This window comes from [Clostridium] citroniae WAL-17108, assembly GCF_000233455.1.
Classification (GTDB): Bacteria; Bacillota; Clostridia; order Lachnospirales; family Lachnospiraceae; genus Enterocloster; species Enterocloster citroniae.
On sequence record NZ_JH376420.1, the window covers coordinates 1,801,664 to 1,827,695 of the forward strand.

Genomic DNA, 26,032 nt, shown 5'->3' on the forward strand with positions numbered 1-26,032 from the left:
AAGGAGAGAACGAACATGAAAAGAAAAATGTATGGCCTGGTAATCAGTATGGCCGCAGCCCTTATAATGACAGGCTGCGGGCAGACCCCTGCTGTTCAGGAAAAAAGTGGGGCTGAATCTGCAGACGCTCAAACCAGTTCACCGCAGAATCCCCAGGGGACGACCCAGGAATCACTGTCTTCAGGGACAGATATTGAGCCTGCGGATGAAATCACATTCTGGTCTACCAAGGAGGACTGCTTTGCTGAACTTTGTGAGGAGTTCACCAGGGAGACAGGAATCAAAGTAAACGCAACCTACATGGGCGGCTATGACGATATGGTAAATAAAGTGATGGCGGGAATTGCAGGAAAAAAGCTTCCGGATGTGGCACAGCTGGGACAGCGTCACGGGCTTGCTCAGATGTATGACAGCGGTTATCTTCTTCCAGTGGAGGATTATATTTCAAAGGATATCATGGATGACATTCTTCCGGGCTTTTGGAAACGTTTTACCTACAAGGATAAAAAAGTGATCCTTCCCTTCCAGAACAGCATGCCTATGCTGTATTACAACAAAACCATGTTTGACCAGGCAGGCATTCCCGTTCCCAAGACCATGGAAGATGTGGTTTCTGCCGCAAAGGAAATCAAGGATGTGACCGGCAATTATGGGTTTACTTTTCACAGCGATTATCCCTGGTATATAATGGCGTTAATGTACAACAGCTCTACGGCGCCTATTGCAGGCAACAAACCACAGATGAATACAGAGCCTGTAAAAAAGATTTTTGAACAAGTATCCCAGATGGCCAATGTGGATGGAAGCATGCCTAAAAATCAGCATTCCACCGCTCAGGAAGACTTCTGTAATGGGAAGATCGGAATGCTCATGACTTCCTGTGCAAGCTATGCCAAAGTAGAAAAACTGGTGGATGGTAAATTTGAGATTGCTCTGGCATCCTTTCCCCGGGTCAATACAATGGATATTACCATGGGCGGAAACGGACTTGGACTGTTTAAGACAACCCCTGAAAAACAAAAAGCAGCCACTATGTTTGTGGAATTTATGCTGGATGATGAGAGGGTTGCCTCAAACTGTCTGACCTCAGGCTATATACCTGTAACCAATGGTGCCACTGATACAGAAACCTACAGGAAATATCTGGAGGATCCAAACCGCCAGGTGGTTAATGAACAGCTTCCGTATCTGGGCGGTGCCGCAGTGAATCCGGCCGACTCTTTGGTATGGAGTGAGGTCATGAGCCTGGTAGATTCCGTGGAAGCAGAACCCGATGTGGATCTGGATGGACGTTTGGCAGAAATAGATGGTAAAATAGAAAAATATCTAAATGAATATGCAGGTAAATGATCATGTTTATAAATTACGCGCACAGAGGAGCCAGCGCTTATGCTCCTGAAAACACCCTTTCCGCATTTTATCTGGGGCTGGAAATGGGGGCAAACGGAATCGAGACAGACATCAGAAGGACAAAGGATGGACAGCTTGTTCTCTTTCATGATGCCACCCTTGAGCAGGCATCAGGTCTTCAGGGTGGAGTGGACCGTTACACGCTTCAGGAGCTGAGGAAGGTGATGATCTACGGAAGACCGGGATTTATTCCGGATCACATCGTAACTTTGGATGAATTCATGTACTATTTCGGCTACCGTCAACTGACCTTTGCCATTGAACTAAAGGAAAACGGGGTTGAAGCAGATGCCCTGGATATCATTAAAAGCCACGGGGCTGCGGATAAATGTATTTTCACATCATTTAATTACAGTTCCCTGGTCTGTTTAAGAAAACATGACGCAGATGTACGTATTGGATACCTGTTCCGGAATCCAACCTCCCAGGTTATAGGGGAGGCCAAGGCAATAAATTGCTTTCAGGTCTGTCCCCATGTGGATATGCTTAATGCAGATAACGTAAAGCAGCTGAAAAAAGAAGGCTTTTCTGTCAGGGCATGGGGAATCACGGATGAGAACAGGATGGGAAAATGTATCGCCTATGGGGTGGACGGAGGAATGACGATCAATTTTCCTGATAAATTGACTGCTGCGATGAAAAAAGCAGGACTGGATAAGCTCTCCTAAAATAATCTGTCTCATTAGAAAAGTGCTGCCCCGTTTATGATTTTCCAATCATACCCGGTACAGCACTTTTTGTCTGTCATCTTATCTATACCCTCAATGGACAAGGGCGCCTCAGATCCCTGGCTCCTTACCGCGCGCTGTAATTCAGCCGCACCGTGATCATGGCCGTTTTAAGCCGTGAGCTGGTATCCAGGGCTCCGTCATAGCTGTAGGACTCGGAACTGGAATTCCTGGCCGTGATCTGGAATACTCCCAGATTGGCGCTGAGAAGCGTCCCTGGTGTGCCCCCTGTTCCCGATGCTATGATATCCACCCGCTTCTTGGCATTGGCGGTTGCCTTCTCAATCAGGTCCAGTTTCATCTCATCCAGCTTTGTATAATAATACTCCGGCTGATTGGATTCCAGTTCCACCCCTGCCTCGATCAATGTGGAGATATCCCTGGAGATCGCCTCCACCTTATCGATATCGTAGGAAGATACCGTCATGGTCTGGGTCAGTTCATATCCGTCCGGTTCATCTCCCAGATACCTTCCCTCATCATCATATCTGGATGTGTATTTCTGGGAAATGTTAATGGAACTGAATACCATCTCATCCTCCGACACCTGGTTATCCTCCAGATACTTCTTTACCAGCCCGGCATCCTTCTTGATCACGCTGTACGCCTCCTTGGGCGTGTTGCCCCGCACGGAAAAACTGCCTCTCCACACGATCAGGTCCGACTCAAAATCACAGCTGGCCGAGCCCGTGGCCGTAATACCGCTGCCTCCTGCGCTTTTCTTGTAGTCTACCAGCCCACTGGTAAAGATCATCACGCAGGCAACTGCACTGACCGCTGCGATCAGGGCAATGATCACTGATCTGTACTCCCGCATCCCACAAAACCTCCTTTTTATGAACTATATTCAGTATAGCATGGGGCCTGTTAAATACATATAACGGTTTCCTTAATATTTTCTGGCAAATAACCGCCATTCTGTTGCTTATGGAGTGAAAAGCGTGGTAGAATGGAAGCGTAGTTTTCCGGAACCAAGTTGAAAGGAAGCAGCACAACCATGAAGAAATATGTTCGCAGCACAACCATATATATCGTACTTGCCCTGGCTATCCTGCTCCCGGTTTGGACAGCCCCTTTTTATGCTTCCCAAAAACCGGACAGCCAGGAGTACATACAGGACATACCTGACTCTGAGCCCAAGGTCCTGACCGTTGGTTATTCCCCCATTCCCGGCATCTGCACCGTGGACGCCTTCGGAAATCTCCAGGGGCTGATGATCGATTATCTAAACGAGATCGCCAAATATAATAATTGGGATTATACATACGTGGAGGCGGACCCCAATGATCTGATCGATGAATTCATTGAGGGGAAATTCGATCTTGTGGGAGGCGCTTATTATCTCCCATCCCTTGAGCAATACATGGCATATCCCAAATACAGCATGGGCAACAGCAAAGCGGTCCTCCTGTGCCGCAAAGATGATCCTGATATAAAAAGCTATGAACTCAATACCCTAAACGGAAAGATAATCGGCGTATACGGACAGGCTGATGAAAAAATCCGCCGGCTCAGAGACTTCCTCCAGCTCAACAGCATCCAGTGCGGAGTCCGGATCTATTCCATAGAAGATCTGTCCTCAGAAGGGGATCTGTATCGTTTTCTGGAAAACGGGGATGTGGATCTCCTTCTGGGCAATGAAACAGAGGCGGGCACTGACTTCAGGATCGCTGCTGAATTTACCGCCCAGCCATATTATATTGTAACCAGACCGGGGAATCAGGAGATCCTGGACGGGCTGAATCTGGGATTGGAAAAGATCCTGGATTCCGAACCTAGATTCTCAGATGAAAGATATGAAAAGAATTTTCAGAATGTGGACACTTCCAAAATCCAGTTGAGCCAGGAGGAACTGGATTATGTTGCACAAAAGAAAACGGTCACAGTGGCTGCCGTGGAAAACTGGCATCCTTTTTATTGTCTGAATAATAACTCAGACCATCACAGCGGCATATTGCCTGACCTGCTTGCAAATATTTCTGATTACTCAGGCCTTACATTTAATTATGTATTTACAAAGACCTATGAGGAGGCAGTGGAACTGGTAAAGGCCAGAAAGGCCGACATGCTGGGAAATTATCTGGATCCACAGGAATATGCTGCTCAGAACGGCCTTGCCCTATCCCGGTCCTACATGAACCTTAACAATATTATTGTCAAGAATAAATCTGCCAACTATCCATCGGATGGACTTACTGCAGGTATCATGAACGGACGTTTTATGCCCGCCGGAATCCCCTGCTCCCAGATCCGGTATTATGACAGCCCGGAGGATTGCCTGCGGGCTGTCAACAGCAATGAAGTGGATTTTGCTTATGGCCTTTCCTCCTCCATTGAACAGGAGATGCAGAATCACCGGTACGCCAATGTGGTTCCTATCAGCAGTATTAACAACAGCACTGAAATATGTTTTGCCATGGACCGCCCCATCAATCCCGACCTTATGACGATCCTGAACAAAGCGATCGGCAACCTGTCCACGGGTGAAAGGAATGCCCTGACAAACCGCAACATGGTATCCATGGGATATTCCTCCATGTCCATGTCTGAACTGATCTACGCCAATCCGCTGGCCTTTATAAGCATCTTCAGCGCATTTGTGCTCATGGCAGCCGCTTCCCTGGTCATGATCATGAGGGCACGCCTTAAAAATTCCATGATCCAAAGTGAGCTGGAAAAAGCAGAGGCCAAGAGTAAAGCCAAGGGAGAATTTTTGTCCAGGATGAGCCACGAGATACGGACCCCCATGAATGCCATCATGGGACTGGCAAACCTGACCTGCATGGAAGAACATCTCCCAGCCCAGGTGGAGACCAATTTAAAAAAGATACTCTCCTCCTCCCAGTACCTTCTGTCCCTGATCAATGACATACTGGATATGTCCAGGATTGAAAACGGAAAATTGCAGATCTCTCCGGAGACGTTTTCACTCAGGAACCTTCTGGATGATCTGGAAAGCATGATGCGCACCCAGGCGGAAGCCAGGCAGCTTCGGTTTGAAGTGGATTTTAAGCTTTCTCATTCCAGCATAGACGGGGATCCGGTGCGGCTGCGCCAGGTGCTTGTAAACCTGCTCTCCAACGCGATCAAATTCACCCCAAAAGGGGGCCTGGTTCAGATACTGGTCCATGAGACGGATTCAGACATGGGAACCGCATCCTTCCTGTTCTCTGTAAAGGATAATGGAGTGGGAATCCCCCTGGAATACCAGAAACGGATCTTTGATTCCTTTGAACAGCTGGGATCCTCGGTATCCAGAAGTGAAGGCACGGGACTGGGCCTTCCTATCAGCAGCAGCATTGTCCAGGCCATGGGCGGTAAACTGGAATTACGCAGCATTCCCGATAAGGGATCTGAATTCTTTTTCCTTCTCCGCTTCCCCCTCTCCCAATGCGCCCAGGAGACCCCGAAGTTATCTCCGGCCCCTGACCATATGGAGACGGGACACGCGGAGACAGTAAGCCTTAAGGGAGTACGCATCCTGCTGGCTGAGGACAATGACCTGAATGCAGAGATCGCCGTTGAGCTGCTTCAGATGTGGGGAGCACAGGTGGACAGGGCCTGCAATGGCCAGGAGGCCCTGGACCTGTTCACCGGCGGCCCTGCCGGACAATACCAGGCCATATTGATGGATATCCGGATGCCTGTCATGGACGGACTGGACGCAACCGTAAACATCCGCTCCAGCTCCCATCCGGACAGCGCCTCAGTGCCGATCATTGCAATGACTGCCAACTCCTTTAAGGAAGACTCCGATGCAGCTGCCAAAGCGGGCATGACCGGGTTTGTGTCAAAACCAGTGGATATGGATTATCTGCTAAAGGTACTTGGAGAAAATATACGGAACGCATAAGGGGCCTTATTGCCCTGCTTTCCACGCCTTTATTTCATCCAGCCGCTTCTTTACCTCAGGTTCATCCCCCTGTCCATGGGGATGATAGTATGTCCTGCCCAAAAGCCCGTCCGGCAGGCACTGCATACGCGCCACCTTTTGTTCGGTGTCATGGGCATACACATATCCGCTGCCGTAGTGCAGCTCTTCCATCAGCTTTGTGGGAGCGTTCCTTATATTCAGCGGAACGGTTTCCGCCATTGTGGCCTGGGCATCCTCTTTGGCCGCATTATAGGCCACATAGGCGGAATTGGATTTAGGGGCCATGGACAGATAGATCACCGCGTGGCTCAGATGCACATTGCACTCTGGCATGCCCAGAAAATGACATGCCTCATAGGCTGCCACTGCCAGGGGAAGGGCATGGCTGTCAGCCATCCCTATATCCTCGCTGGCAAAGCGTATCAGGCGGCGGGCCACGTATAAGGGATCCTCCCCTGCCTCCAGCATCCGGGCCAGCCAGTACACGGCCGCATCCGGGTCCGTGTTGCGCATGGATTTGTGGAGGGCTGATATAATGTTATAATGCTCCTCACCCTTTTTATCGTACAAAAAGCTTTTCTTTCCAATACACTGTTTCAGCACTTCCATGGTGACCGTTGTCTTATCTGCGCCGATCTCTCCGTTGGTCACTGCCATCTCCAATGTGTTCAGCGCGGTTCTGGCATCTCCGGCAGCAAACATCGCGATCATATCCAGCATATGGTCATCAATATCCACATTCAGATAACCCAGTCCCTTCTCACTGCGGATGGCAATCTTTAAAAGGTTTGTCAGGTCCTCCTGGGTCAGTGCCTGAAGTACAAATACCCTGCACCGGGAAAGAAGAGCCCCGTTAATCTCAAAGGAGGGATTCTCCGTGGTGGCTCCGATGAGTATGATGCTTCCCTTTTCCACATAGGGCAAAAAGGCATCCTGCTGGGCCTTGTTGAAACGGTGGATCTCGTCCACGAAAACAACGGTTTTGATCCCCATTCTGCGGCTGTTCTCAGCCTGGGCCATCACGTCCTTGATCTCTTTGATACCGCTGGTAACAGCGCTGAAATTGATGAACTGGGCATGTGTTTTGTGAGCGATAATGCCGGCCAGGGTTGTCTTCCCCACTCCCGGCGGTCCCCAAAAGATCATGGAAGGGATCTTATCCTGCTCTATGAGCTGGCGAAGAAGCTTCCCCTTCCCCAAAAGATGCTCCTGTCCCACAAATCCATCCAGATCCTCCGGCCTCAGCCGGCTGGCCAGGGGGTTGTATACTTCACGGTCGTCAAACAACGACATCTGCTCCATCATGATCATGCGCTCCTTCCAGAATCTATACACTACAGGTCTATGAAAACCAAATTCATTCTAGCCTAAGTATATGGGATGCCTGAGAAAGAGTCAATCTATTTCCCGCAACATAAAACGTAGGATCCCAAAGGGTGTCATCCCTCAGAATCCTACGTGTTTCTTTTTCATCCCGGATATTCAAACAAATAACGCTTTGCAAAATAGTATGTAACCGTTCCGTTACACACCAGGGTCCGGTCCTCATGATACAGGCGCAGGTCCGCTGGTATAGCCAGCTTCTTCTGGACCTGATCCTGGTGGTACAGCCTCACCTCATAGACCTCCTTTCCGGTCTTCAGGCTCTCCAGTCCGTCCCGGCAGTCCAGGACTGCGTAAAACAGTTCCTTCTCCTCGCCCATTCGGACAATTGCCGTATAATACACATCCCGGCTCAGTTTACCCGCCTCACTTGGAAGGGACAGCTGTACCTGGAAAAGATCGGGATGGTCACCGGCAAGTTCCAGGGTGATCCCATGATTTACCCATATGCCTTCCCGGTCATACAGTTTAAAGGGAATGCCCGGCTGTTTGAAAATCAAGGGCGCATTCTCCGGCACCTCCATGAGAATATCCAGATTCTCTGTCATGTGAAATACAACTGCCTGACGCCCCTTAGAGGAACCGTCCTCTGGATGGAACATCTCTATCTCCATCTCCGTGTGGTAGAACCCGCAGCTGAGATCATCTGATAAGAACACCTTTCTCACCACAACGGGCTCTATGTCATCCCTCCCTCTCACGTCAGCTTCTTCATGGGAATCCCCCTGCGCCCGGTCCCCGTTGTTCTTCTGCTCCCTCTCTCCGCCGTTCTCCTGGGCGTCCTGTTCCCCACTCTTTTCCACCTTTTTAAGATACACGTGTACACGCCTCATATAGGCCAAATATACATAGAGAACGCACATCACAAGACTGATGATACCGCTGCCAAAGCTGCTTTGAAATGCCCTGAAGCTGTACTTCACCAGAAATGCAAGGGGGAGCAGTATGATGAGATAATATACGGGAAGGCTCATCTCACTGCGGCTGTTGGATCTTCCCGTAAAACGGTCCCGGTTATAGAGGAATAAAAAACTTTCATAGGTTTTGCTGCAATGTCCGCACCTGCCCCGGTAGAAACTGGGTTTTTCAATGTCCCTGCCGCACCAGGGACATTTGTTCTCTGTGATCCGCATAATTGTGGCTCCTGTCCGGCTGTCACGCTTTTCCTTAGATTTACTGATTATTATCATAACATAAAAAAGCGATTGCTGCCAAGCTTTTTAGCATACCCCCTGTTTGGTCACTGTGAAAAACCCTCCGGCCCTTTTTCCCAGTATTAAGACCTCTTCCCTCAGATATACCTTAACCGCTCTCTGTCCACGAATCCGCCTCAGGGGCATAAACCACATATCTGCAGGTTCAGTCTCCCGGTGTGGATTCCGGCCGCAGTAAGGACGGTATATCCCCATTTCACTAGCTGTACTTAAATTATAGACAAAGTACCTCCAAAGTTGAAGGAACTTAAGGTTTAACTTCTTTTGAATAGACACATCTTTATTTCCGGAATCATTTTTCTCGTATATTGATATCCGGCTTCCATACACGCCATCATCTGGTCAAAGGTGAGAAGACCGGCCTTTTCCGGAAGGGGAGGCTTAAGTAAAAGCGCTCCGCTGTTGGAGCCGCATGCCTTCAGCCGTTCGCTCATAATGGAAAAGGAATGGGTGGCTGTTTCCAGGATGGAATCATCCGAGGGGGCGCAGTACCGCCCTCCTATGTCCACTGATATGACTGTTTGGATTCCGGCTTTCTGTAAAAGATTTTCAGGCAGATTGTCGGTAACACCTCCGTCCACCAGTCTGTAATTTCCCATCTCCAGGGGAGAGAAAATGGCCGGAACGCTGGAGCTGGCCATCATCACTTCGCACAGATACCCATCCCACACCCAGTGCAGATCCTTCCGGTCCCTGACCTCATCTATATTGGTAAAGCACAGGGTCCTGCCGCTCATCAGGTCAACTGCCGGGATCACAAGCTTTACAATGGACTCATCCAGCTGTTTCCCACCTGTCAGCTCATTAAAATAGGCCAGCAGCTTTTTTCCCTTTATAAGGCCGGACAGGCTTACATTCATGCCGGCCAGCAGCTGGGGCATAAATCCCAGAAGTCCGGCATAATCCGGGTCCAGATAGTCATTTCCATGTTTGGACAAATGCTTTACCACCTTCTCCATCTCGGAGACCGGCATTCCTGAAGCGTACAGCCCTGCCACGATACTGCCCGCGCTGGTCCCCGCCACTACCGGGGGCAGTATCCGTGCTTCCTCCAGGGCCTTTAACACGCCCACATGTGCCGCACCTCTGGTGCCGCCGCCCGCCAGGGCCAGGCCATATTCCATAAAAAATCCCCTCCGGTTTACATACCTTATAGATTAAGGTATGCCGGAGAGGATCTTTATGTTTTAGTCCGGGCAATGGTTTATGGATTCATTTTGTGGATTCTATCCAGCTTTCTGTCGATGGGTTCAGGTAATGGGGATTAAATTCAATCACCTTATACTCCTGGATCCCGTTCAGACAAAACGGTTCATTGGCCAGATAGTGTTCTGTCTCTTCCAGGGTCTCTGCTCTCATGATGAACATGCCCCCGCTCATATCAGCCTTCAGCCCGGAGATCAGTATCATTCCCCGGTCCATGGCTTTCTGGGTGTAGGCCATGTGCTGTTTCATAATATGATCATTCATATTTTCCGCATTTTGTATGATTCCCTCTACCATATAATATTTCATATCGTTCCTCCTGCTAATAGGATGCTGCCGTATTACTTTATTATACTACGGATTCCAGCACCTGCACAGGCTTTCCAGCATTTCCCCGCAAAGCCCCAGGATCATTTGGATCTCATCTCCGGAAAGATCATCAAAATGGATTCCGCATTCCACGGTCACCGGTTCTTTAAGCAGCCGGCTGATCTCCTCCGCCCAGTGTCCGCTGATGACGCCGTCCCTGTGTCCCGGAAACTGGATGGTCATGGTTTCCTGGCCCGGAACAGCCCGGCTGAACGCCCCCACATGGGTCCTGGTGCCTCCTGTAACCAGTATGACGGCGCCCTCGTCCAGCCGGAAGGCGCGGGCCGTGATGGTGCCCCGGACGTGGGAAAATGTAATGGTCTTTGTAATGGTCAGTTCTCTTTCCATATTTTTTTCCATACAGGACCTATCCTTCCCAGCGCCGGAAGGACTGGCATTCCAGGCCAAACTGATCCATTATCTTTCCCACAACATGGACGGTCATCTCCTCAATGGTCTCCGGCCTCTGGTAATAGCTCATCACCGGAGGAAGGATGACGGCGCCCATCTGGGACAGTTCATACATGTTGCGCAAATGGATGGGGCTCAGGGGACATTCCCTGGTGACCAGAACCAGCCTTCGCCGCTCCTTTATGGTTACGTCCGCGGCTCTGAGAAGAAGGCTGTCGCTGTATCCGCTGTGGATTCCCGCCAGGGTCTTCATGCTGCAGGGCACCACTGCCATCCCCAGGGTTTTGAAGCTTCCGCTGGCCAGTGAAGCGCCCAGGTCCTGGTTGTCATACACTGTGCCGGCCAGCCGCTTCACCTCCTCCAGCCCGTATCCGGTCTCCTGGTCAATGGTCAGTTCCCCTCCCCTGGATATAACCAGATGAGTTCCGATGCCGGATCTTCTCAGTTCCTTTAACAGGGCAATGGCAATGGGTGCCCCCGATGCTCCGCTGATCCCAATAACTAATTTTTCAGCCATATGTCAGGGTTCACCTCCATAAAGCGTGCCCGCTTAAACGTTTCCTTAAGTCCAAAGGGCACGGTACAGTCAAAGATTGTTTTGCATGCAATTCCTTTGCCCCGTATGCTAACGCTGTATTCCGGGGAATTGGATGGATCCAGGGGATGGCATCGCACTCCCGGAATGGTTATGATATCCGTATCTCCCTGGAACCTCGTATTCATGGCCCACAGCACATCACTCATATCAAAACAGTCCACATCCTCATCCACCAGGAATACATGCTTAAGCTCGCTGAAGGCGGAAAAGGCCAGCAGGGCAGCCTGGCGCTGGCGCCCCTCATCGCTCTCCGTCTTTTTCTCAAACTGCAGCACCGCCATATATTTTCCTCCACCGGCCGATGGGCAGTATACATTTTGCAGCCTGCCCGGCATGGCCTTTTCCACCATTCCGTAAATGCTGGCCTCGGTGGGGATGCCCGCCATGGAGACATGCTCCTCGCTGGGGCCAATACAGGTCTGCATCACGGGATGGAGCCTGTGGGTCACTGCCTTTACCTTAATAATCCAGCACTGGCTGCTGGCAGGCCCTGTGTATCCGGGGAATTCAGGCATGGCATACCCGGTATGGCTGTTCTGGTCCTCCTGTACCCTTACGCCTGGACACACTTCCCCCTCAATGACATACTCCGCATTTGCAATGGCGCGCTGGTCCACGGTCAGACAGCGGCACAGTTTTACCGGCTCTCCCCTGAGTGCTCCGGCAATGGAAAGCTCATCATAGCCCAGGGGCGTGGTGGGCGGCTCAAAGCAGGAACCGATCTCAATGGCCGGATCCACCCCGATGCTCACCGATATGGGCAGGCTGCGGCCCAATTCCTCCGCTCTCTCCGCCATTGCCCCTATGTGGCGGGCACCCGGGGTGAAAAAGATGGACAGCTCATCCTTTCCCTGGATGCACAGCCTGTGGATGGTCACATCACTGACACCTGTGTCCGGATGGCTGGCATAGCACATTCCCAAAGTGATATAAGGTCCCGCGTCATCCGGTGTGTTAGTGGGCGCAGGCACCAGCTTTGCAAGGTCAAACCCTGGTTCATCAGACCGGTGCACCACCTCCTGGCAGGGAGCGTCCCCTTCTATCAGCACGGGCTGTATGGGGTTGGATGCACATTCCCAAAGCCGTTTCCCCAGATTCTGGGGCTCACAGTCAAGAAGCGCGGCCACCCGTGTCCTGGAAGCCAGGACACCAATGGCAACTCTTGCATCCGGATGTCCCTTGATCTTATGAAACACCATGGCCGGTCCCTCTTTGGTGGGGCGCATCACCGTACCGCCTGCCCCAATATGGCGGTATACGCCGGAAAGCTCCGCCCTTGGATCCACCTCCACATCTGTCTCGGCATACTGTCCCGGGATTGTTTTTAGCAGCTCCAGGGCCGAACGCAGATCCTTTACAGGATGCTTTCCATTTTTTGTGTCCGCCTTTTTCTTTTCCATCTTTGTCATCTCCACCGCTTTATTCCTCCTTGATCCGATCAATGTCATTATTCCTACCCATAGTTTATATTTTTTTACCTATGGAATCAATTCAAGTTGTGGTATAATTGTTTCCAGATTGGAATGATTATCAGACTGGCCGGAGGTGTATTATGACATTTGAACAGCTGCAGTGTTTTATTGCCTCAGTGGAGGAGCATACATTTCTGGATGCAGCGGAATCCCTGCATATATCTCAGTCCTCCCTTTCCAAACAGATCATGAAACTGGAGCAGGAACTGGAAGTTGAGCTGTGGGACAGAAAAAAAAGGAAGCAGTTCTTACAAAAGCCGGGCTGCTCTTCTATCAGGACGCCCGGATCCTGATCAAGCAATATACGGACGCGAAAAACAAGCTTAACAGGTATCGGAGCCAGGCGCAATATACCCTGTCCATCGGTACGCTTCCCATTTTATCCCAATATCAGCTCACACCTGTGTTCACTCATTTCCGTGAAACCCACCCCCGGCTGCACCTGTCCCTTCACGAGGTGGAGGAGGAGGATCTGATGGAAGGGTTTGACCGGGGCGCTTACGATTTAGTCATTGCAAGGTGCGCCATGCTGGACAGGGTGCACCATGTGTGGCAGCTCATCGGGGATGATGAACTGGATGCCGTGCTTCCCCGCAGCCATCCTCTGTCCTCCCGGTCCTCTGTCCGTCTGGAGGAGCTGCGGAATGAGGATTTTATCTTCATGAATCCTTATACATCCATTCACCAGCTGTGTTCCAGGCTGTGCTCCCAAGCTGGGTTTACTCCCAACATCCTGCGCACAGCCAGGGTGGAATCCATTCTCAGCGCGGTCCAGATCGGCGAGGGCATCAGCCTGCTGGCCGGAAACAGCGTCCGTATCTTCAAACCGGAGGAGATAGCCGTGGTGCCATTGGAACCAGGGATCCCCATTCCCGTGGTATTGGGCCGGATGAAGGGAAGGCATGTTACAAAAGCCATGGGGCAGTTCTGGGATTATTGCGGCCGGGAGCTGGGACGGTGACAGGGCGGGCAGCGTAATTGCAAAGGCGTTTCCATTACAAATTATATCATTGCAGCGGACACCAACCCATCACAAATTCTTTCACTTGAACGTATATTCCCAGTGTATCCAATCCATACAGCCGCAGCAGGTCGCAGGCAGGTCCTGATTGCCCGTATACATCATTGATTCCAATCCGCTTCACAGGAACAGGATAGTGTTCTGAAAGGAATTCCGTCACTGCACCGCCCAATCCCCCTATGACGGAATGTTCCTCCAACACGGCTATTTTCCCTGTTCTTTTCGCAGCCTTGAGAATCATTTCCTGGTCCAGTGGTTTGATGGTGTGCATATTGATTACCCCTGCATGAATCCCACTTTCAGCCAGAAGAGGCACCGCCTCCAATGCCTTGGCCACCATCAAGCCGGTTGCGATCAGTGTAATGTCATCCCCCTGGGAGAACTCAATTCCCTTGCCTATTTCAAACTGATAGCCCGGTCTGTCATTGATGACAGGCACTGCCAGACGGCCGAAGCGAAGGTATACCGGTCCTTCATAAGATGCAGCGGCCCGGACTGCCTCCCTAGCCTCCACTGCGTCCGATGGATTTAACACAACCATGCCCGGGATCATGCGCATTAAAGCCATATCTTCATTGCATTGGTGGGTGGCTCCGTCCTCCCCCACGGAAATCCCTGCGTGGGTTGCCCCTATTTTTACATTCAAATGCGGATAACCTATGGAATTCCTCACCTGTTCAAACGCCCTGCCGGCCGCAAACATAGCAAAACTGCTGACAAAAGGGATCATACCTGTTGATGCAAGTCCTGCTGCAATCCCCATCATATTGGCTTCCGCTATGCCGCAGTCAATATGGCGGCCCGGAAACGCTTCCTTAAAATAAGCGGTTCTGGTTGCACCGGCCAGATCTGCATCCAAAACCACGATCCTGTCGTTTTCCCTTCCTAATTCCACCAGGGTATTTCCATAACTTTCCCTGGTCGCGATCTGCTTTACATCCTGCATAATTTCGCCTCCGCCTGTACAAGTTCCTGCATTGCCAGCTGATACTCCTCATAACCGGGCGCTTTCCCATGCCACTCTGCCCGGCGCTCCATAAAGTTAATCCCTTTTCCCTTTACTGTCTTCATGATAATTGCCGTGGGTTTTCCTTTTATTTGCCTTGCTTGATGAAATGCATTCCGCATCTGAGAGAAATCATGACCGTCAATACAAACCGTATGAAATCCGAAAGCCTGAAACTTATCATTAATCGGATAGGGACTACAAACATCCTCCACTCTTCCGTCAATCTGAAGTCCATTGTTATCCACAATTACAACCAGATTATCCAGTTTTCTGGAAGCTGCGAACATAGCCGCCTCCCATACCTGTCCCTCTTGCAATTCACCGTCCCCCACCAGTACGTACGTGCGGTAATCCTTGTTGCGTAATTTGGCGGACAGTGCCATCCCAACCGCTGCGGATATTCCCTGTCCCAGCGAACCTGTAGACATATCAATTCCCGGGGTATGTTTCATATCCGGATGTCCCTGCAGGTATGAGCCGGTATGGCGGAGGGTCAGCAGATCCTTCTTAGGAAAAAATCCCCGAGATGCCAGTACGGAATAAAGCCCCGGGGCCGTGTGCCCCTTTGACAGCACAAACCGGTCGCGCTGATCCGCATCCTCCGTATCCGGGGATACATTCATTTCCTCATAATAAAGGTATGTAAATACATCTGCGGCAGACAACGACCCTCCCGGATGCCCTGTACGAGCTGCATAAATTGCTTCCATCAGTCCCCTGCGCACTTCCACCGCTTTTTTCTTAAGTTCCAGGTCTCTCATGTTTTTACCTCCAATCATAAATGGCTGAATGACATTCTCTATCATTCAGCCATTTACCTTATGTTGACAAGATTTATGGTCAACAAAATGATTTCATAGAAAACAGATCAGCACACTCCAAATCATATGCATCGGCCTCAACAGATACTTCGCCCTCTTCTGCCAAAATCTGTACCTTGCCATCAACTAATGGCTCAGGCAGGACCACGGTCAAGCACGAACCTTGATCCAGGAATATCTCAATTACTGTTCTGTCCAAGAAAATGGTCAGTTCACGCTCTAGCGCCGGCTCCAGCAGAGCCTGTTTTCCCCCTACGCTGATACGGTTTTTTTCAATTTTGATCTCTGCTTTTATGGAAGGGAACGTGATCCTACTCACACCATCCTGCCTGATAAGAATATGAAGTTCGGATGTTCCATTTTTCATATCCAGCAATTCCCGGCTATTGCCTGGCATGATGCATCCCTTAAATCCGGTGTGTCCTCCTCTTAGCTGTTTTAATTCTTCCACTGGTCTCTGCACCAGTACCCCTTTTTCGGAAACCGTAAGCTGTCTGGGCAATGAAACGCATCCATTCCATCCCTTTGTATTGCAAAAGCCCTCCACTGCTCCCCACATGATCTTGCGCCCTTCGTGGTCCTCCAACACATTGGTGGCATAGAAATTAGTGCTCCAATCCACAATTCCATGTGACTCCACAGTAAAATGGGCATTATCAAAATCCATTTCCCCGGTATAGTACCGAACGATCCCATGGGGTGATACCAAGATAACCCATTTTCCATTGACTCTTACAAGATTGGGGCATTCACAGCTGGGAATCTTGTTGTCATCCAGGCTGAAAATAACACCTTTATACAGCCATCTTGTATATTCCGGATTCTGAGCCTCATATAACGCGATCACCGCATCATTTTTTTGCTTTCCGATTCGTTTGGCTCCTAATATCAGATATCCATTCCCATTATGCTTTACCACGAAGGGATCTCTCCATTCAGTGAGTATCTCATCCCCATGAAGGCTATAATCCAGCACCGGATTCTCCTTGGCGGGACTCCATGTAAGCAGATCCTCATCCCCAAACCACAGCCACTGGTCCGCCGTGTCTTCAGGCCGTTTTTCAGGGCCCACGCTTGTATAGATTGCTACAGGGGTTCCATTTTCATTTAGGGCAGTTGTTCCAAACCAGATAAAATGCTCTCCTTTTTCTATCACGGGGTAAAGGGCAATAGGAAGATGCTCCCAATGTATCAGATCCCTGCTTCTGGCATGGCCCCATACCGTAATACCCCCGGTCCAGTCCTCGTGTTCCGGGTCCCAGACACGGTGGGCGGTTTTGTATACCATTCCCGCACGGTGCTCCGATGTGTTGGGGTTCAGGCTGTACATCATGTGATAATACCCCTTATGATAAATGATTCCATTAGGATCATCCATCCACTGGGAAGGGGAATGGAAATGGTACATAGGCCTTACCGGATCCTGATTCGCAGTCTCAGATGCATTTATGATATCCTCCACACCTCTTGCCAGTAATTGTTCCAATTGTTCTTTTGTCTCAAGCATACTGTCTCCTCCTACCCTTTAATTCCGGACATAGCGATCCCCTCTACAAACAAGTCCTGCATACACAGGAACAGTATCAGCGCCGGAAGCAGGCTCAGCGTACAGGTCGCCATGAGCACGGGCCAGTTTGTGGAGTAAGTTCCCTGCATCAGGTATATTCCCAGCGTCAGTGTGTTCTTTTTACTGTCACTGAGGTAAATCAATGGTTTTAAAAAATCATTCCATGTGGCAATAAAGATAAAAATGGAAAGTGTGGCAACAGACGGCTTGGAAAGCGGAAGATATATTCTTGTAAAAATCCCCCAGGGAGTGCATCCGTCTATCTTTGCAGATTCCGCTAAATCCGTAGGAAGATCCCCGAAGAACTGTCTCATGAGGAACACTCCAAAGGGCAGTGTAAGCACAGGCCATATCAGCGACCACAGTGAATTCAAAAGTCCCATATCCTTTAACAGTTCAAATGTAGGGACCAGCATTACATGAAATGGGATCATCATTGAGATTAGATAAAACATAAACAGCACGTTTTTACCCTTAAACTTAAGGCAGGCAAATGCATATCCTGCCATGGTACTGGTGACCAGCTCCGTTGCCAGTACGCCAATGGTGACCAAAACCGTATTTCTGAACATGGGCAGAAAATCAAATCTCTGGAGGACATCTGCATAATTGCTCCATTTTATAAATGATCCCATAAACTTGGGCGGGTATATGAACACATCACTTAAATCTTTTAAGGACGTGGATACCATCCACAAAAAGGGAAGAAGCATCAGGGACGCCCCGGACAGAAGAATGATAAGTGAAAAAGTTTTGATCAGCCTTTCTTTTGTCTTCTTTTTCATAATATCCTCCTAACTGTCGCTGCGGCCATTGAGCACAAACATAACCAGCGTAAGTATGAATATAATGGCAGCCAATACCCATCCAAGGGCGCAGGCATAACCCATATTGTAAAATTTAAAAGCATTCTGATAAATGTAATGTACCAGCACGGATGAATGTCTGGCCGGTCCTCCTCCGGTCATAATGACTACCTGGTCAAATACCTGGAAGGAGTTGATGATTGTAATGATCGTGACAAATAATGTGGTTGGCTTCAAAAGGGGCACAGTAATATACCGAAACTTCTGTGATATGGTTATCTTTTCCAGTTCTGCAACCTCGTAGTAATCACCGGGAATATTCTGCAGCCCTGCCAGGAACAGCATCATATTATATCCCACATTTTTCCAAATACTTGTAAACATAACGGCTGGAAGTGCATAGGACTTATCAGTCAGCCAGTTAGGTCCCGAAATCCCCAGACATCCCAGAATATAGTTGACCATACCGAAATCCGCATTGAACATCCACTGCCAGATCAGGGAAACAGAGACCGTGGATGCGATCACAGGGACAAAGTAGGCAGCCCTGAAAAACCGTATGCCCTTTATCTTCTGGTTAAGGGCAACCGCCAGTATCAGCGGTACTATGATCAGGACAGGAACCGTGACCGCCGTGTAGGCAAGGGTATTCTGCAGTACTCTGATAAATTTTGTATCGGAGAACATCTTTATATAATTGGCTGTTCCTATAAAATTTGCCTTGTGCACAAAATCCCAATCCGTAAAACTCAGATAAAATGATTTAAATAACGGATAGATTGTGAATATTACCAGCCCGATCAGGCTGGGCAGCAGGAATATACCTGCCCAAAAGGCGTCATTATACACAACTTTTTTTCGTCCCTTGCTCATTGCACCCTCCACGTCCTGTCCTGCAGTCCACTGATACCAGATCCTTTATTCCTCCAGCAATGCGTTTACTTCCTCCTGCCACTCGGGAAGAATGGTATTCAGGTCCCCATCATTGTAAAAATAGTCTTCCATGTACACGGTACATGTATCATAAATTTCATCTGTATTGCGTAAATGGTCAAATGGCCTTAAGGAAGCTTCTGTCCACAGCCATGTCATATCCAGCCATCCTTCCGGATAAACCTCGGGATTGTACCACAGATCCTGGTTTTCTTCTTTGTACAGGGATGCTCTGTTGGGCATCCAAAGTCCTGTTTTATAAACATCGGAGCAAACCTCTACGCTTGTCAGGTACTGCACAAGTTCAAATGCTTCCTCCGGATGTTTTGTGTCCTTCCAAATGCAGTCCAGGTTCGCTGAACCAATGGGTTTTGTGCCCTCTGCCATCTTGGGAGGCAGGCCTGCGCCTAAATTAATGCCGGACTGGGACAGCTCCTGAAGAGCGTATGAACCGACAAAGATCGATGCCACCTGCCCTGTCATAAACATCTGGGTGGGTGAGTGGCTGGTATCCACACCTACTGCAGTTGGATTTGGCGCAACACCGTATTCAGTCCTCAGATCCTTAATCTTAGATAACGTGTCCCGGGTCGCCTCTGAATCTATTCCCACTGCCTGTGTATAGTCCTCATTAAACCAGGTAGCCCCATTAGAACCAAGCAGTTCCAGGGTTGTGTACAACGAAAACTTTTCCTCGAAATTACAGGTTCCATACTGTACAGTTTTGCCATTTTCCACCTTGGTAAGCTTCTTCATATTCTCCACAAACTCATCCCAGGTCCACTGGTCTTCTTTCTTGGTGGGAATATACTCTACTCCGGCTTCATCAAAAAGATCTTTATTATAGAAAATAACCGGCCCTACGATACAGCAGTCCACACCATAGATATGGCTGTCACCATTTTCATCAACATATTGCATTTTTTCCAGTGATGAGGGCAGATAATCCGTCACATCCACGCCCTTTTCGTCCATCAGCCCAGTCACGTCCATGAGCTGGTCACGGTTCACAAAATCTCTCATATATTCCGGATTTACCCAGAATACATCTGGTGCATCCCCTGCATTGATCTGTGTATTAAGCTTTGCATGGTGCTCGCTGAAGGAATTGACCGTATATTCAACAGATACATTGGGATGTGATTCCTCGAATCCGTCAATAGCTCTTTGAATGGCCTGACGCTCCAGATCACTGGCCTCCCATGTTGCGAACTTCAGCGTTATGTTCCCACCTGTACCTTCTTCCGCCTTCTCTGTCTTGGCCTCTTGGCTGGCCATCTCTGCCGTGGCGCCAGGCGCTGCTTTGGTGTTGCTTTCTGCTTTTTGTCCGCATCCGGCCAGTAGTGACTGGCACATACAGATACTTAATACTGCGGCAATTAATTTCTTTCTCATAAATACCTCCTTTAGTACATCACATAGTTTTTGCATTATCTAATCAATCCCGCGCCTATTCTCCCATACCATTCTCCACAAGCTCCAGAGTCCTGCCAAGTTCACCCCCGGTGGCAAGAAACCGTTCCAATATAAAAGTGGCCGCTCCAATAGAAGCCATATTGCTGCTTCCTTTTCCACTGACAATTTCAATCTCACTCTCAATGTATTTTGCATACCGCTCATTCAGTGCCTGTTCAAACATTCCCATAAAAATGTCACCTATCCGGCACACCTTCCCCTCAAATATGATCAACTGGGGATCCATAAGGTTGATGACACTGGATACGGCCATCGCAAGATACTCAGCCGCATCCCGAAGTACGTCAAGAGCTGTCCTATCACCATTTCTGGCTGCCTCAAACACAATATAGACATCCACTTTATCCAAGTCCCCGAATACCAGATCATAGATAAGGGAATTGTGATTCTCCTTAACCCTCTGCCTTGCAATCCTTGCGATCGCGTTGCCGGATGCGTATAACTCCAGGCATCCGTGGTTTCCGCAATTACAGGGCAGTCCATCCTTCTCAACCACCATATGCCCCAGACGTCCGGAGGACTTGCTATTTCCGTAATACAGCTTGCCGTTCATAACAATGGCGGATCCGATGCCGGAGCTATTATTAACATACAGGAAATTCTTCACATTCTGAGCCCTGCCGATGCGCATCTCAGCAGATGCCATGGCGCGGGTCCGTTCTTCGATTACGATTTCTCCGTCAAAGTTCTTACAGAACAGTTCCTTCATATTAACATCACGCCAGTTCATCTCCGGTGAGTAAGATATATACCCCCGTTTTGGATCGATCAGCCCGGGAATTCCAATGCCGATACCTAAGATCCGGTCAGCCTTCTGGCTGTTATGCTCCAATATGGTATGGATCTCCTTTATGACTCTTTGGATCACGGAATCCACGGTATCGGTTATTCGTATATCCTGAATACGTTTTTCTTCAATACCAAGAAGAAGATTCACAAGCACTACTTCGGTCCAGGACTCATTGATATCGACACCAATGACATAGTATGCGGACTTATTAAACTCCAGCATAACAGGCGGTTTTCCTCCACTGGAAACCCCTTTTCCTACTTCCTTCACCAATCCTCTGGCAGACAGATCATCAATGATCTTCATGACAGTGGGGATGGAAAGACTGGTACATCTTGCAATTTCAGCGCGGTAAATTGATGGCTCACTCCATAACAAGTTGAGTACATTTACTTTATTAGTAAAATTTATTAAATTGTTGTCACCCTTTTGCATATGTATTCTTCTCTTTCCTCAAAAGGATTACATATCTCCCTGAATCTGCTCAATATGACGTCCTAATGATAGATATTTTTTATATAGAATATCATACTTTTCAAACATTTTCACATCGGGTGTATAAATTCTTTCAAAACCTTCCACCATATGCTCCTGGGCCTTTAGCAGATCCGGATAAATGCCGGCTGCCACCGCTCCATACATGGCTGCGCCCTGGGCACAGGCCTGCTCTGATCTAGCTACCTTGATGGTCCTCTTTAATACATCGGCCATCATCTGCATCACAAGGGGAGAACGCTTGGCAATTCCTCCCACTGTGATCACCTCATCGATCTTGATCCCCCGGGTGATAAAGGAATCAAAAATCCTTCTGGATCCAAATACAGTGGAAAGTACAATGGAGCGGAACAATGACACAGCATCCGTCCCCAGCGTCAGGCCGCTGACCGCCCCCTTCACCGATTCATTGATCATGGGGTAGCGCCTTCCGTTAAACCAATCCAGAACGATCAAGTCCTCATCATCCTTTATGGATACTGCATCCTGACACAATTTATTGATTAAGTTCTTCTGCATCATGGATATGTATCGTTCTTCATCCTTGCTATCCATTCCCATCTGGCGGATCATTTCCTTTACAGGCCACAAAAGGATCCTGCGATACCATGAATAGATATCGCCAAAAGCTGCCTGCCCTGCTTCCATTCCGATGTAGCCGGGAATAATGGAATTCTCAGCCTGTCCGCAGCAGTCCTTCAGATCACTCCCCCTCAGATCCTCCCTTGTATTGACCAGCATATCCACCGTAGATGTGCCAACCACCTTGACAAGGGTTCCAGGTTTAATCCCCGCGCCTACCGCGCCTGCATGTGCGTCCAGGGAGCTGCCCCCAATGACCACATTCTCGTTCAGTCCCAGTCGCTTTGCCCACTCCTTTGTGATCTTTCCGACCGGATGCACCGATGTCTGGGGTTCCTTCGTATACCGTTTGACCATGGTAGCCAGATATGGGTCCACGCTTCCCAGACATATCGCTGAGGGAAGCCCGTCAAAATCGCTGTGCCACAAAGCCTTGTGTCCTGCCGCACAGCTGCAGCGGTACATGGTCTCCGGTTTTGTCCTCCCAGACAGCAGTGCAGGTATCCAGTCGCAATGCTCCACCCAAGAATACGCCTTCCTTTTCACTGTCTCATCGTTCCTTACCCCATGGAGTATCTTAGCCCAGTACCATTCCGAAGAGTAAGTTCCCTGAAATCTTGTGTAATCCTCGCCCTCAAAGCTTCTGAGCGCATCATTTATTTCTATCGCCTCTGCAATTGCCGTGTGGTCTTTCCAGAGATAGAACATGGCATTAGGATTATCCGAACACTCCGGCAGAAGCGCCAATGGCGTACCGTTCTCATCCACAGGACACGGGGTAGACCCTGTGGTATCCACAGAAATTGCCCTGATCCGCTCTCCTGCCTTTGGACCTGCAGCCTTAAGCGCCGCTCCCACAGACCGTTCAAGCGCCTCAATATAATCCTGGGGATGCTGCCTGAACATTCCCTTAGATGGATTACAATATTGATTCTTCATCCACCGGGGATAATCACAGATGCCTTCCCCTATTTTATGTCCATCCTCTGTATCTACCACCACAGCTCTTGCAGAGTCACTCCCGAAATCCACCCCTATTACCCAATCCAAATTCTTATCCCCCTTTGTATTTATTTAGTAGCTTTTCGGACTAACTTAATTCCCTTAAGTAACTCATATATATTATTTACCACATGCATTGTGCAATGTCAATATTTTTTACGAAATATTTTCATTTTTATATGCTTTTTTACCATTTTCATCTATATCCACTTTAGAACAATTAATTTTTACATGATTTATTTCCAATTTTTTCTTTATTTTTAAAAAAATAAGTTAAGAGAGCTAAGAAAGCCCCCCTGGAAACACAAAAAGATGATAATGGCAATCCATTATCACCTCGTTTATCGCTAAATCTTTGAACGCCGCCACCTAACCCCAAAGGTTCATTTTACAACATGGGATGATTACACTATCTTGTCCATGGTGAAGAACAGGCTCGGCATCAGCATCCTGACGGAACTGATTCTGAAACGGGTGCTCTACCGGATCATTCCATAAGAATTGGAATTGCCTGCATACCGCAAGATAGGGATTGCTCTAAGGAGTAAAAAGACTGCATCATTAGCAGTAAAGCGACTTTTGGACTATCTGGAGTATCGTTCACCTTCCCCTTCGCCCGAAACTCCGGCCAAAATAAAGGACACGCCGGAAGTGTATTCAGAAATTAATTTAGAAACCATGCAACTTTTTCCATTTCTGCCACGTCTAATGAGGGTAATCAAAATTAGTGACATGATATGGAGGAATACATAATGAAAAAAAGATACTTAGTGGCTGCTGCAACTTTGGCTTTTGCCCTATCCGCTTCCGCCTGCTCCGGCAAGACAGCAAGCGTTACCAAGACAACCACTGTCCCAATGGCAGAGGCTTCCAGGGAACAGGCCTCCAAAGAACAGGCATCCAAAGAGCAGGCATCCAAAGAGCAGACTGATACCGACCCGGAGGAGGAAAACGCCTCCAATACGTCCGAGGGCGTACTCACAGGTATTGTGGATGTGAATAAAGGATTTATGATCACCGTTATCTCTGATGAAGATTCAGAATCCTATGTTTTTGGCCTGGATGAAAAGCAGAGCGAAACATATAAGGATATCAAACCCGGAGATACGGTTTCCGTTACCTACACCAACGGCCTTCCCAGCCCGGATAATATGGACACGGTTGTTATAGATATCGAAGTTGAGTAATTAAATGTTTTAATAAAATACCTTCCATGGAGTGGTGCATGCACCTCTCATGGAAGGTATTTTATTGAGATGGGGCAGCCCCGTATCCTTAATCCAGATGGAACACTGGTTGGAAATCCACGCATACCGGGCTGTTATCCCGGTTGGTTTCCATAATATCAGCCATGTAATCCCACCATTTGCGGTTGATGGGCGTGTCCGCTGATCCGGCCCAGAGGGCTTCATCCTCCACCTCCAGGTAACCGTACAAAACATTGGTTTCCCTGTCAAGAAAAATGGAATAATTCTTCCCGCCATGCCGGCGGATCATCTCTTTCATCTCCGGCCACAGTTCATTGTGGCGGCGCTCATATTCCTCTGCCATACCCGGATAGAGGAACATCTTAAATCCTTTCCTGGTCATGCTTTGTCCCCTCCTTGTTGACCCTTATACTTATCATACTGTAAAAACGGGTAAAAAATAAGGACGTTATTTGTTCAAAACAACGTCCTTATTTTACAATCCGCAGCCTTTTCACACCTGCATTTTTTCACACCTGCATTTCCACACTTACAGTTTTTCTCACACCCACAGCATAGGCTGCCGTGATGCAATATTTCTCCTGGCCTCCTCATCCGTGGATTCCGCCGGAAGCCGGTCGTACAGATCCAGAAGTTCCCGGCGCCCCAGCGCGCAGCCGGCCAGGATCATAAATCCATACCTTGCCGGGAACGCATCAAAATGCATGACGTCCGGGGGATACGGCCAGCATTTCTTGTCCAATACATAGGGGGTTATAAAATCCAGGGCCTTCTTTATGCTTCTTCCATCCGGGGACTCATACTCCCACAGATTGTCCCCGGGCGAGGACAAAAGGTGGCACATCGACACCATGTTGTCCACAATAAAGAGGGAATAATTGTAGGGTTTGGTCCTTCCCAGTTCCCGGGGAAAAGAACCGTCCTCTGCCTCCTGTTTTAAAAGGCCCTTCTTGTAATATTCCCTGCAGAAATCCACGATCCGTTCATTGTCCGTAAATCGCGCAAATGCCGCTGCCTGTACAAAAAAGCACACCCCATGGTTGTTGTCTTTGTTCATTTCCTGTATGCCGTTGGCATCAGTCAGCATCCATCCAAGATACCTGGCAAACCATTTTTTCAGTCCCTCGTAGACCTCAGGCTCCATGGAAGGTGACTTTCTCAAATGCTCAATGGCAAACACCACATCCACCAGATGAAGGGTATCAATGATCCCGATCCCCCTGCCAGGACAGATTCCAAGAATGGCCTGGGCATAGGACAGGTGAGGCGCCATATAGGTGTCCCTGTCCAGGAAAAACTCCCCAAGGTGCCGGACCGCCCGCGCTGCATATTGTTCTTCCCCTGTGAGAACATAAGCAGATGTGAGGAATACAACATTGGTACGCATCTGGCGCATGATGATCCGATGTCCGTTAAAATTGTCCGGATTGGTCTGTCCGTCCCTCTGTATGTATGGCAGTCCATCCGGCGTATCGGGATTTGGCCACCAATAATCGCCGTTGGAGTAATAATCATGGGGTCCGCCTGTGCTGCGCGGGCTCTGCACATCCGTGATATGGAGCACTGGGGCCTTTAAGGCCGCCCGCGCTTTTTCCATCACCCAATCCGTATCACGCCACCTGGGTTCTGTCTTATAATCCATTTTGTACCTGATCAT

At 49.0% G+C, this 26,032-nt stretch carries 24 protein-coding genes; 6 read left to right on the top strand and 18 right to left on the bottom strand.

Annotated elements, in window-relative coordinates:
* Positions 1–15: 15 nt before the first annotated feature.
* Entirely contained in the window at positions 16–1,350 is a 1,335-nt protein-coding gene (locus HMPREF9469_RS08125) for an ABC transporter substrate-binding protein (RefSeq protein WP_007860844.1), read from the top strand.
* A 2-nt stretch (positions 1,351–1,352) separates the two neighbouring features.
* Positions 1,353–2,078: a glycerophosphodiester phosphodiesterase gene (locus HMPREF9469_RS30590; RefSeq protein WP_050814442.1), complete on the top strand. Its 726-nt coding sequence runs from the start codon at positions 1,353–1,355 to the stop codon at positions 2,076–2,078.
* A 127-nt stretch (positions 2,079–2,205) separates the two neighbouring features.
* Here the strand turns inward: HMPREF9469_RS30590 and HMPREF9469_RS08135 are convergent, their stop codons facing one another.
* A complete protein-coding gene (locus HMPREF9469_RS08135; RefSeq protein ID WP_007860847.1) occupies positions 2,206–2,955 on the bottom strand; it encodes an SIMPL domain-containing protein in 750 nt (249 codons plus the stop codon).
* A gap of 180 nt (positions 2,956–3,135) precedes the next feature.
* Here HMPREF9469_RS08135 and HMPREF9469_RS08140 point away from each other — a divergent pair, with 180 nt between their 5' ends.
* Positions 3,136–5,991, top strand: coding sequence for an ATP-binding protein (locus HMPREF9469_RS08140; RefSeq protein WP_007860848.1), 2,856 nt, complete (start codon positions 3,136–3,138; stop codon positions 5,989–5,991).
* A 6-nt stretch (positions 5,992–5,997) separates the two neighbouring features.
* Here the strand turns inward: HMPREF9469_RS08140 and HMPREF9469_RS08145 are convergent, their stop codons facing one another.
* From HMPREF9469_RS08145 to HMPREF9469_RS08180, 7 genes are all read right to left on the bottom strand, one after another.
* Positions 5,998–7,314, bottom strand: coding sequence for a replication-associated recombination protein A (locus HMPREF9469_RS08145; RefSeq protein ID WP_040415734.1), 1,317 nt, complete (start codon positions 7,312–7,314; stop codon positions 5,998–6,000).
* A 167-nt stretch (positions 7,315–7,481) separates the two neighbouring features.
* On the bottom strand, positions 7,482–8,528 hold the full coding sequence (locus HMPREF9469_RS08150) for a hypothetical protein (RefSeq protein ID WP_007860851.1): 1,047 nt from the start codon (positions 8,526–8,528) through the stop codon (positions 7,482–7,484).
* Positions 8,529–8,863: 335 nt separating this feature from the next.
* Entirely contained in the window at positions 8,864–9,733 is an 870-nt protein-coding gene (locus HMPREF9469_RS08160; RefSeq protein WP_007860853.1) for a patatin-like phospholipase family protein, read from the bottom strand.
* Positions 9,734–9,821: 88 nt separating this feature from the next.
* Positions 9,822–10,124, bottom strand: a complete 303-nt coding sequence (locus HMPREF9469_RS08165) for a YciI family protein (RefSeq protein WP_007860855.1) — start codon at positions 10,122–10,124, stop codon at positions 9,822–9,824.
* Between the two features lie 45 nt (positions 10,125–10,169).
* Entirely contained in the window at positions 10,170–10,544 is a 375-nt protein-coding gene (gene lpdD, locus HMPREF9469_RS08170; RefSeq protein ID WP_007860857.1) for a prenylated flavin chaperone LpdD, read from the bottom strand.
* 7 nt (positions 10,545–10,551) lie between these two features.
* Positions 10,552–11,112, bottom strand: coding sequence for a UbiX family flavin prenyltransferase (locus tag HMPREF9469_RS08175; protein WP_007860861.1), 561 nt, complete (start codon positions 11,110–11,112; stop codon positions 10,552–10,554).
* Entirely contained in the window at positions 11,097–12,602 is a 1,506-nt protein-coding gene (locus HMPREF9469_RS08180; protein WP_227161788.1) for a UbiD family decarboxylase, read from the bottom strand. Before HMPREF9469_RS08180 ends, HMPREF9469_RS08175 begins: the two co-directional genes overlap by 16 nt.
* A gap of 143 nt (positions 12,603–12,745) precedes the next feature.
* On the opposite strand from HMPREF9469_RS08180, the gene HMPREF9469_RS30595 reads away from it, so the two are divergent.
* Both HMPREF9469_RS30595 and HMPREF9469_RS08185 read left to right on the top strand, forming a co-directional pair.
* Positions 12,746–12,958 (top strand): helix-turn-helix domain-containing protein, encoded by a 213-nt coding sequence (locus HMPREF9469_RS30595; RefSeq protein ID WP_050814443.1) that lies wholly within the window; start codon positions 12,746–12,748, stop codon positions 12,956–12,958.
* A complete protein-coding gene (locus HMPREF9469_RS08185; protein WP_007860865.1) occupies positions 12,886–13,626 on the top strand; it encodes a LysR family transcriptional regulator substrate-binding protein in 741 nt (246 codons plus the stop codon). Before HMPREF9469_RS30595 ends, HMPREF9469_RS08185 begins: the two co-directional genes overlap by 73 nt.
* 46 nt (positions 13,627–13,672) lie before the next feature.
* Here HMPREF9469_RS08185 and HMPREF9469_RS08190 read toward each other — a convergent pair whose 3' ends face one another.
* From HMPREF9469_RS08190 to HMPREF9469_RS08225, 8 genes are all read right to left on the bottom strand, one after another.
* The gene (locus HMPREF9469_RS08190) at positions 13,673–14,632 is read right to left on the bottom strand and encodes a transketolase family protein (RefSeq protein WP_007860867.1); all 960 of its coding nucleotides are present in this window, start codon (positions 14,630–14,632) and stop codon (positions 13,673–13,675) included.
* On the bottom strand, positions 14,620–15,456 hold the full coding sequence (locus HMPREF9469_RS08195; protein ID WP_007860870.1) for a transketolase: 837 nt from the start codon (positions 15,454–15,456) through the stop codon (positions 14,620–14,622). Before HMPREF9469_RS08195 ends, HMPREF9469_RS08190 begins: the two co-directional genes overlap by 13 nt.
* A 79-nt stretch (positions 15,457–15,535) precedes the next feature.
* Positions 15,536–17,023, bottom strand: coding sequence for a glycoside hydrolase family 32 protein (locus HMPREF9469_RS08200; protein ID WP_007860873.1), 1,488 nt, complete (start codon positions 17,021–17,023; stop codon positions 15,536–15,538).
* Positions 17,024–17,034: 11 nt separating this feature from the next.
* A complete protein-coding gene (locus tag HMPREF9469_RS08205; RefSeq protein ID WP_007860880.1) occupies positions 17,035–17,868 on the bottom strand; it encodes a carbohydrate ABC transporter permease in 834 nt (277 codons plus the stop codon).
* A 9-nt stretch (positions 17,869–17,877) separates the two neighbouring features.
* Entirely contained in the window at positions 17,878–18,762 is an 885-nt protein-coding gene (locus tag HMPREF9469_RS08210; protein WP_007860881.1) for a carbohydrate ABC transporter permease, read from the bottom strand.
* 45 nt (positions 18,763–18,807) lie between these two features.
* Complete coding sequence (locus HMPREF9469_RS08215; RefSeq protein WP_007860882.1) at positions 18,808–20,217, bottom strand: ABC transporter substrate-binding protein; 1,410 nt, start codon at positions 20,215–20,217, stop codon at positions 18,808–18,810.
* 55 nt (positions 20,218–20,272) lie between these two features.
* Positions 20,273–21,523, bottom strand: a complete 1,251-nt coding sequence (locus HMPREF9469_RS08220; RefSeq protein WP_007860883.1) for an ROK family transcriptional regulator — start codon at positions 21,521–21,523, stop codon at positions 20,273–20,275.
* Between the two features lie 27 nt (positions 21,524–21,550).
* Entirely contained in the window at positions 21,551–23,215 is a 1,665-nt protein-coding gene (locus HMPREF9469_RS08225) for a ribulokinase (protein ID WP_007860884.1), read from the bottom strand.
* A gap of 704 nt (positions 23,216–23,919) precedes the next feature.
* Here HMPREF9469_RS08225 and HMPREF9469_RS08230 point away from each other — a divergent pair.
* On the top strand, positions 23,920–24,354 hold the full coding sequence (locus tag HMPREF9469_RS08230; RefSeq protein ID WP_007860885.1) for a hypothetical protein: 435 nt from the start codon (positions 23,920–23,922) through the stop codon (positions 24,352–24,354).
* An 88-nt stretch (positions 24,355–24,442) separates the two neighbouring features.
* Here the strand turns inward: HMPREF9469_RS08230 and rhaM are convergent, their stop codons facing one another.
* Positions 24,443–24,757, bottom strand: coding sequence for an L-rhamnose mutarotase (gene rhaM, locus HMPREF9469_RS08235; RefSeq protein ID WP_007860886.1), 315 nt, complete (start codon positions 24,755–24,757; stop codon positions 24,443–24,445).
* Positions 24,758–24,916: 159 nt separating this feature from the next.
* Positions 24,917–26,032 carry an alginate lyase family protein gene (locus HMPREF9469_RS08240; RefSeq protein WP_007860887.1) on the bottom strand — a complete coding sequence of 372 codons (1,116 nt, stop codon included), beginning with the start codon at positions 26,030–26,032 and terminating at the stop codon, positions 24,917–24,919.